Source organism: Anaerostipes sp. CAG:276 (assembly GCF_000432215.1).
Taxonomy (GTDB): Bacteria; Bacillota; Clostridia; order Lachnospirales; family Lachnospiraceae; genus Anaerostipes; species Anaerostipes caccae.
On sequence record NZ_FR889207.1, the window covers coordinates 1 to 8,279 of the forward strand.

At 41.6% G+C, this 8,279-nt stretch carries 9 protein-coding genes; 8 read left to right on the plus strand and 1 reads right to left on the minus strand.

What is annotated here, in order from left to right; translation table 11 throughout:
- Together QVP35_RS15235 and QVP35_RS15240 are read left to right on the plus strand one after the other, a co-directional pair.
- Positions 1 to 423 (plus strand): L,D-transpeptidase family protein (locus QVP35_RS15235; RefSeq protein ID WP_288187965.1); only part of this gene is annotated, 423 nt, incomplete at its 5' end.
- A 28-nt stretch (positions 424 to 451) separates the two neighbouring features.
- Positions 452 to 1,321, plus strand: a complete 870-nt coding sequence (locus QVP35_RS15240; protein WP_022261371.1) for a radical SAM protein — start codon at positions 452 to 454, stop codon at positions 1,319 to 1,321.
- Positions 1,322 to 1,386: 65 nt separating this feature from the next.
- Here the strand turns inward: QVP35_RS15240 and QVP35_RS15245 are convergent, their stop codons facing one another.
- A complete protein-coding gene (locus QVP35_RS15245) occupies positions 1,387 to 2,196 on the minus strand; it encodes a histidinol-phosphatase HisJ family protein (RefSeq protein WP_022261372.1) in 810 nt (269 codons plus the stop codon).
- Between the two features lie 158 nt (positions 2,197 to 2,354).
- Between QVP35_RS15245 and QVP35_RS15250 the strand changes: the two genes are divergently transcribed.
- The 6 genes from QVP35_RS15250 to QVP35_RS15275 all read left to right on the plus strand — a co-directional run bounded on the left by QVP35_RS15250 (position 2,355) and on the right by QVP35_RS15275 (position 8,093).
- On the plus strand, positions 2,355 to 4,028 hold the full coding sequence (locus tag QVP35_RS15250) for a Na/Pi cotransporter family protein (protein WP_009291153.1): 1,674 nt from the start codon (positions 2,355 to 2,357) through the stop codon (positions 4,026 to 4,028).
- A 169-nt stretch (positions 4,029 to 4,197) separates the two neighbouring features.
- Positions 4,198 to 5,214 carry a type I glyceraldehyde-3-phosphate dehydrogenase gene (gap, locus tag QVP35_RS15255; RefSeq protein WP_009291154.1) on the plus strand — a complete coding sequence of 339 codons (1,017 nt, stop codon included), beginning with the start codon at positions 4,198 to 4,200 and terminating at the stop codon, positions 5,212 to 5,214.
- A 156-nt stretch (positions 5,215 to 5,370) separates the two neighbouring features.
- Entirely contained in the window at positions 5,371 to 6,564 is a 1,194-nt protein-coding gene (locus QVP35_RS15260) for a phosphoglycerate kinase (RefSeq protein ID WP_006565429.1), read from the plus strand.
- A gap of 39 nt (positions 6,565 to 6,603) precedes the next feature.
- Positions 6,604 to 7,353, plus strand: a complete 750-nt coding sequence (gene tpiA, locus QVP35_RS15265; RefSeq protein ID WP_039930792.1) for a triose-phosphate isomerase — start codon at positions 6,604 to 6,606, stop codon at positions 7,351 to 7,353.
- 152 nt (positions 7,354 to 7,505) lie between these two features.
- Complete coding sequence (locus QVP35_RS15270) at positions 7,506 to 7,778, plus strand: type II toxin-antitoxin system Phd/YefM family antitoxin (RefSeq protein WP_039930805.1); 273 nt, start codon at positions 7,506 to 7,508, stop codon at positions 7,776 to 7,778.
- Between the two features lie 3 nt (positions 7,779 to 7,781).
- On the plus strand, positions 7,782 to 8,093 hold the full coding sequence (locus QVP35_RS15275) for a type II toxin-antitoxin system RelE/ParE family toxin (protein WP_009291156.1): 312 nt from the start codon (positions 7,782 to 7,784) through the stop codon (positions 8,091 to 8,093).
- Positions 8,094 to 8,279 lie beyond the last annotated feature (186 nt).

The following is an 8,279-nucleotide window of genomic DNA, read 5'->3' on the forward strand; positions in this document are numbered from 1 at the left end:
GTAGGGAAAAAAGGAATCCACAAGAAGAGGGAAGGAGATCTGAAGACACCTTCCGGCACTTTTGGATTCACAGGTGCTTTTGGGATCAAAAAAAATCCGGGTGCAAAGATGAATTATACCAGAGTCAATAAGTACCTCTACTGGTGCGGGGATAAAAAATATTATAATCGGCTGATAGACGTGAGAAAAAAGAAGCACCGCTGCCGCGGAGAGCATCTGATTGACTATAAACCACATTATTATTATGGAATGTTTCTTAATTATAATCCAAAACATAAATATAAAAAAGGATCTGCAATATTTCTCCACTGTAAAGGAAAGAAGCCGTACACGGCAGGATGTATTGCAGTAAGCCGGAAGAACATGAAGAAGATCATAAAAAATGCGGAATCAGGGGCAAGGATCTGCATTTACCGAAAATAAAACTGAAAGTTACCAGGAGGAAAGACAAATGGAATATGAAGGAATGGTGTACAGACCGCCCAGTGAGGCATACAGTCTGATCATACAAGTGACCATCGGATGCAGCCAGAATGACTGTATCTTCTGTAATATGTACAAAGAAAAAAGATTCAGGATGAGGCCGCTTCAGGATGTTCTGGCCGATTTCAGGGAGGCAAGAGAGTACTACAATTCAATCGGAAAGATTTTTCTCGCAGACGGAGATGCCCTGATTTGTAAAAATGAATATCTGAACGAGATTCTTAAATATATTCGTGAAGAAATTCCAGAGTGCCGGCAGGTCACCTGCTATGCTTCCCCTAAGAGTGTGATGATCAAAACGAAAGAGGAACTCCGGGAACTGAGAGAAAACGGTCTGGATATGGTATACATGGGCCTGGAATCGGGAAATGCCCAGGTGCTTAAGTTCATGAAAAAGGGAGCCACGCCGGATGAGATGATACAGTCTGCATCCAAGATAAAACAGGCGGGTATCCGGCTGTCAGTGACGGCTATTTCAGGGCTGGGAGGAAAAAAGCTGTGGATGGAGCATGCGGTTGATACAGGGAAAGTTTTTTCTGCAATGAAACCGGATTATATAGGCCTGCTGACATTGATGATAGAACCCGGACTTCCGCTGGAAGAAAAGATCAGAAGCGGAGAGTTTGAACTGATCACTCCCTATGATAATCTGAAAGAGACAAAATTGATGCTGGAACATATGGACTGTCCGGGATGCATCTTCCGGTCCAACCATGCGTCCAATTATGTCAATTTGAGAGGAACCTTGAATGAAGACAGGGATAAAATGATCGCGAAGCTAGATGAGGCGATACAGGGCAATCTGCATTTGAAAGAAGAATGGATGAGAGGATTTTAAATTCTTCAGTGACAGAAAAAAGAAGGAAAGTGTAATTACATGTACATTTTCCTTCTTTTTTTATATTAAAGCTCAATAAATTCCGGTGACTGGTTCTGGAAAATGGTATAGAACCGGAAGCCGAGAGAAGTGAGGAGTTCCCGGAGCTTTGGAAAGTCGTATGCCATATGCTCCGGACAGTGTCCGTCAGAGCCGATCGTCAGAATCTCTCCCCCCAGTTCCAAATAGCGTTTGAGAATATCCGGATGGGGATTCGGATATCCAAGACCATACTTATATCCGCCGGTGTTGACCTCGATCCCTTTTCCGTCTTCTATGATGGTTTTTAAAATTTCTTCGATCAAATCGGCGTAATCCTGATAGATAAACTGATAGTTTTTATCGGGACAATAGCGCACGGCATAGTCCAGATGACCATATACGCAGTAGTCATGATAGACTTTGACATTCTGGAGTATCACCTCTAAATATCTTAAAAGACCTTTTTTTCCAGGATATGTTTCAAAATATATAGGTTCATATGGATCCATTTGGTCAACAATATGAGTAGAACCGATGATGAAATCAAAATCATCAGAGCGGGCAAAATCCCGGCATTTGTCATAAGTTGTCGGCATCAGTCCGATTTCGGCGCCGAATAAAATCTTTATCCGGTCATTGTATTTGTCTTTTAATGATAATAATTCAGATTTATATGAGGGTAGATCCACCAGAAAATCAAAATTTTCTTTATTTTCAGGATAACCGTAATCCTGATGTTCTGTAAAACAGATTTTGGTGAGACCAAGGTCTATGGCTTTTAAGATCATGGATTCCATTGAAGCCTGTGAGTCAGAAGAGTGACTGGTATGTAAATGAAAGTCTGAATGAATCATGGCGTCTCCTTTATATTTAAAAATATGATTGGTTTTAATCTTATTATATATAATTATTAAAAAAAATACATGAAAATCAGATAAGTTACAAAAGTTTTACTTTAAATGAACAATTACCTTATGTTAAACTAAAGATGTTTAATACAGGAGGAAAAAAAATGAGTACATTAGATCATCTGGGGAACCTGTTTGCCTTTGCCGGCGGATTAGGTATGTTTCTCTATGGAATGAATGTGATGGCGGACGGACTGCAGAAGACTGCCGGCAATAAGATGCGGCAGCTGCTGGGATATCTGACCAACAACCGCTTCTTAGGAGTTTTAGTGGGAGCTTTGGTCACTGCCATCATCCAGAGCAGTTCGGCAACTACCGTTATGGTCGTAGGTTTTGTGAATGCAGGCATCATGAACCTTACCCAGGCAGCAGGCGTTATTATGGGTGCGAACGTCGGAACTACGATCACCGCATGGCTTGTATCGGCAAATGAATGGGCAGGGGCGCTGAAACCTGAATTTTTTGCACCGCTGATTTTAGCCATCGGAGCATTTATTGTAACTTTTTCAAATAAACAAAAGTTAAACCAGAAGGCAGAGATTGCCGTAGGTTTCGGTGTTCTCTTTATTGGACTCTCTTTTATGTCCAGTTCCATCGGGGTATATCAGAGCAGCCCTATTTTCGCAAAGGCTTTTGAAGTTCTCGGGGGGAATCCTATTTTAGGAATTCTTGTAGGAGCTGTCGTTACAGCGATCATTCAGAGTTCTTCCGCATCCGTGGGTATTCTCCAGACACTTGCCATGAAGGGCATTGTAAACTGGCGCTCCGCCGTTTTTATTACGCTGGGGCAGAATATCGGTACATGTATCACGGCTCTTTTATCCAGTGCGGGAGCAAATAAAACCGCAAAAAGGGCGGCGGTGATCCATTTATCTTTTAACATCATCGGAGCTGCTATCTATGGAATTATCATGACCATTTTCTTCGGCGTATTTGACCATTTGGCTATGCAGCATATTTCGAGTACGGAGATCTCTATTTTCCATTCTATCTTCAATGTATCAGTTACCGTACTGCTGTTCCCGTTCGCCAATGTATTGGTGAAACTGTCAGGACTGATTATCCATGAAGAGCCGGAAGATGAGGAAGACGAGGAAGTAGAAGAGATGGTGCTGCGCCATCTGGATCCGCGTATTCTTGAAACTCCTTCTTTTGCGGTGGAAAACGCAGTCAAAGAAGTAGTGCGCATGGGTGACATCGTTCTGAAGAATATGAAGCGCGTTACAAAGGAAGCTATGAATCCGCAGCCGAGTGAGAAACAGCTGGACAAGGTGTTCAGGGATGAAAAGGTCATCAATCATTTAGAAACTATGATCACCGGATATCTTGTGAAGATCAGCAATCTGGCGCTGACGGAGAAACAGAGTAAAATTGTCACGGATTTATTCTACACTATATCGGATATTGAAAGAGCGGGAGATCACGTAGAGAATATTGCCGAATTTATGCAGACGAAGCATGACGACAAAATTGCATTTTCTGATCTGGCAAAGGACGAATTGCACAAAATGACGGCACAGGTCATTAAAACATTTGATTATGCCATCAGAGCGATTGAGAAAGATGATGTGGAAATTGCGAAACAGGCCATTCAGGGAGAGGAAGAAGTAGACAGAATAGAAAAACAGTACCGGAAACAGCATATTAAACGGCTGGAACGGGAATCCTGCCTGCCGGAGGCTGGTGTGATCTATATTGATATGATGACAAGTCTGGAGCGTATTTCTGACTATGCAGACAATATTGCCAATTATATCATTGATGAGAATGAGAAATAAAGCTTTTGGTAATCTTGTACAAAGATATGATTTTGTATACATGAGAGAAATGCTAAAATAGACTTGATATTTTTGGACATATTGTTTAAAATAAAAAGGAAGTTTGTCAATAGATTGACAATTGACAGACAACATTAAATTATTCATTCAAGACTTAGGAGGAATTGAGATGGCAGTAAAAGTAGCGATTAATGGATTTGGACGTATTGGACGTCTTGCATTCAGACAGATGTTCGGAGCTGAAGGTTATGAAGTTGTAGCAATCAACGATTTAACAAATCCTAAGATGTTAGCACACTTATTAAAGTATGATTCTGCACAGGGAAGATATGCATTAGCTGACAAAGTAGAAGCAAAAGAATCTTCAATCGTAGTAGACGGAAAAGAAATTGAAATCTATGCAGAAGCAGACGCAACAAAACTTCCTTGGGGAGAATTAGACGTAGACGTTGTATTAGAATGTACAGGATTCTATACATCTAAAGACAAAGCATCTGCACACGTTCAGGCAGGAGCTAAGAAAGTTGTTATTTCTGCGCCAGCTGGAAACGATCTTCCAACTATCGTATACAATGTAAACCACGAAACATTGACAAAAGAAGACACAGTCATCTCAGCAGCTTCTTGTACAACAAACTGCTTAGCGCCTATGGCTGATGCTCTTAACAAGTATGCACCGGTTCAGTCTGGTATCATGTTAACAGTACATGCTTACACAGGAGATCAGATGACTCTTGACGGACCTCAGAGAAAAGGTGATTTAAGAAGAGCACGTGCTGCAGCAGTTAATATCGTTCCTAACTCTACTGGAGCAGCAAAAGCTATCGGATTAGTTATTCCAGAATTAAACGGAAAATTAATTGGATCTGCTCAGCGTGTACCGGTTCCGACAGGATCTACAACAATCTTAACAGCAGTAGTTAAGGGTGACAACGTAACTGTTGACGGAATCAACGCAGCTATGAAAGCAGCAGCTACAGAGTCTTTCGGATACACAGAAGAAGAATTAGTATCTTCTGACATCATCGGAATCAAATATGGTTCTTTATTCGATGCAACTCAGACAATGGTTACTGAAGTTGGTGACGGATTATACGAAGTTCAGGTAGTTTCTTGGTATGACAATGAAAACTCTTACACAAGCCAGATGGTAAGAACAATCAAATACTTTGCAGAATTAGCATAATTGTGGATGCGGACAAGCTTCGCGATTCAGTGCAGTTATAAAGACTCAAACGGGTCCGGTCTTTTTGGACCGGACCTGTTTCTTGTATTTTAAGAAAGCGATCCGACAGGATAGGCATTCGATTTAATCCTATAAGAAATCCCAGGAGGAAAGAACATGTTAAACAAAAAATCAGTAGATGATATCAACGTAAAAGGAAAGAAAGTCTTAGTGCGCTGTGACTTCAACGTTCCGCTTCAGGACGGAAAGATCACAGATGAAAACCGTTTGGTTGCGGCCCTTCCTACATTAAAGAAGTTAATCGCAGACGGCGGAAAACTCATTCTCTGCTCTCATTTAGGAAAACCGAAAGGAGAGCCAAAACCGGAATTATCTCTTGCACCGGTAGCAGCACGTTTGAGTGAGTTATTAGGTCAGGAAGTAAAGTTTGCAGCAGACGATAACGTTGTAGGACCGAATGCGAAAGCAGCAGCAGATGCAATGCAGGACGGAGATGTCATTTTACTCCAGAATACACGTTACAGAGCAGAAGAGACAAAGAACGGGGAAGAATTCAGCAAAGAACTTGCAGGCCTCTGCGATGTATTTGTAAATGATGCTTTCGGAACTGCTCACAGGGCTCACTGTTCAAACGTGGGAGTTACACAGTTCGTAGACACTGCAGTTGTAGGATACTTAATGCAGAAAGAGATCGATTTCTTAGGAAATGCAGTCAACAATCCGGAACGCCCTATGGTAGCGATTTTAGGAGGAGCCAAGGTTTCCTCTAAAATTTCTGTTATCAACAATCTTTTAGACAAGGTTGATACACTGATCATTGGCGGCGGTATGGCTTATACATTCATGAAAGCATTGGGAGAAGAAGTCGGAGATTCCTTACTGGAAGCTGACTACTTAGACTATGCAAAAGAAATGATGGATAAAGCAAAAGAAAAAGGTGTGAACCTGCTGATCCCTGTTGATACCGTAGTGGCAGATGACTTCTCCAATGACGCCAACATCAAGACCGTAGAGAGAGGCGGAATTGAAGCAGGATGGCAGGGACTTGACATCGGACCGAAGACAAGAGCATTATTTGCGGATGCCTTAAAAGATGCAAAGACAGTTGTATGGAACGGACCTATGGGATGTTTCGAGATGCCGAACTTTGCGGCAGGAACTGTGGCAGTTGCAGAGGCACTGGCTGAGATTGATGCTACAACGATCATCGGCGGAGGAGATTCCGCAGCAGCAGTAAACCAGCTTGGTTTCGGTGATAAGATGACACATATTTCCACAGGCGGCGGTGCATCTCTGGAATTCCTGGAAGGAAAAGAATTACCGGGTGTTGCAGCGGCAAATGATAAATAAGTATTTTAACTATCAAGGAAAGTAATCGGAGGGTATACCATTATGCGTAAAACAATCGTAGCAGGAAACTGGAAAATGAACAAAACACCTAGCGAGACCGTAGCTTTAGTAAACGAATTAAAGCCATTGGTAGCGAGTGAAACATCTGATGTAGTATTCTGCGTACCGGCAATCTGTATTCCGGCAGCGATCGAAGCTGCAAAAGGAAGCAACATCAACATCGGTGCTGAGAACATGTACTATGAAGAGAGCGGTGCTTACACAGGAGAGATCGCTCCAAACATGCTGACGGACTTAGGTGTAAAATATGTCATCATCGGACATTCAGAGAGAAGAGAATATTTCGCTGAGACAGATGAGACGGTTAATAAAAAAGTTTTAAAAGCTTTTGAACACGGAATCACTCCGATCGTTTGCTGCGGAGAAACTCTTGCTCAGAGAGAACAGGGCGTAACCATTGACTTTGTTCGCCAGCAGATCAAGATTGCATTCCAGGGTGTGACTGCAGATCAGGCAAAGACTGCTGTTATCGCTTACGAGCCAATCTGGGCAATCGGTACAGGAAAAGTTGCAACAACAGAGCAGGCTCAGGAAGTTTGTAAAGCGATCCGTGAGTGTATCGCAGAAGTGTATGATCAGGCTACTGCTGACGCCATCCGCATCCAGTACGGCGGTTCAGTGTCTGCTGCAAGCGCACCGGAATTATTCGCACAGGACGACATCGACGGAGGATTAGTCGGAGGAGCTTCTTTAAAACCGGACTTTGGTAAGATTGTAAACTACAAATAATAGTATTGGAATTTTGTTTGTCCAGTGAATATGCTGTTTCAGTATATTCACTGGACTTTTTGCTGCATGTAGAAGATGATCCAGCCGTTTTGAAAGTTGTATTTATAGGCAAATTAAGATATAATATGACTATAGAGAAAGAAGGTGATCAAGTGAAAGCAGAGATAAGGCCATCATCGGATTTAAGAAATCATTACAGTGAAATTTCAAAGAAGTGCAGAGAGTCGAGAGAACCGGTCGTTATTACGGTCAATGGGCGGGGAGATACAGTGGTCTTAGGATTACAGCAGTATAATCAAATGACTGCGGAGCTGGAATTATTGAGATCTTTAGCAGAAGCAGAAGAAGATGTAAAAAACGGAAGAATAGATACAGTACAGGGAACGTTCGATGATATTCGGGCTGCGCTCAATGCAGGGAGATAGAATATGCAGTATCATATATTGCGGACAGATAAGTTTGAGGACCAGTTGAGGGATATTATTTTTTATATAGCAGATAATTCCGGAGATATTAATATTGCGAATTCTTATTTAGACAAAATTGAGAAGGCAGTGATTCGGCTTGGAGATTTTCCTTACAGCGGAAAGGTTCCAAGATATTCTATTTTAAAAAGACAGGGATACAGGGTATTGATTATCGAGCGACATCTGATTTTCTATAAGATTGAAGAGATTCATCAAAAAGTGATCATCTACGCAATCTTTGACGGACGAAGAGAATATAAGAATCTGCTGTGACGAAATATCAATTCTCAGGTTGAATTAATTATCAAAAATCGTTATAATATTAACGGATTATAAATTGACAGCCAATGAAGATAAAGGAGATAATAATGAGCAAGAAACCTACCGTTTTAATGATTTTAGATGGTTACGGATTGAATGATAAGAAAGAAGGCAACGCGATTGCGGCAGCCAATACAC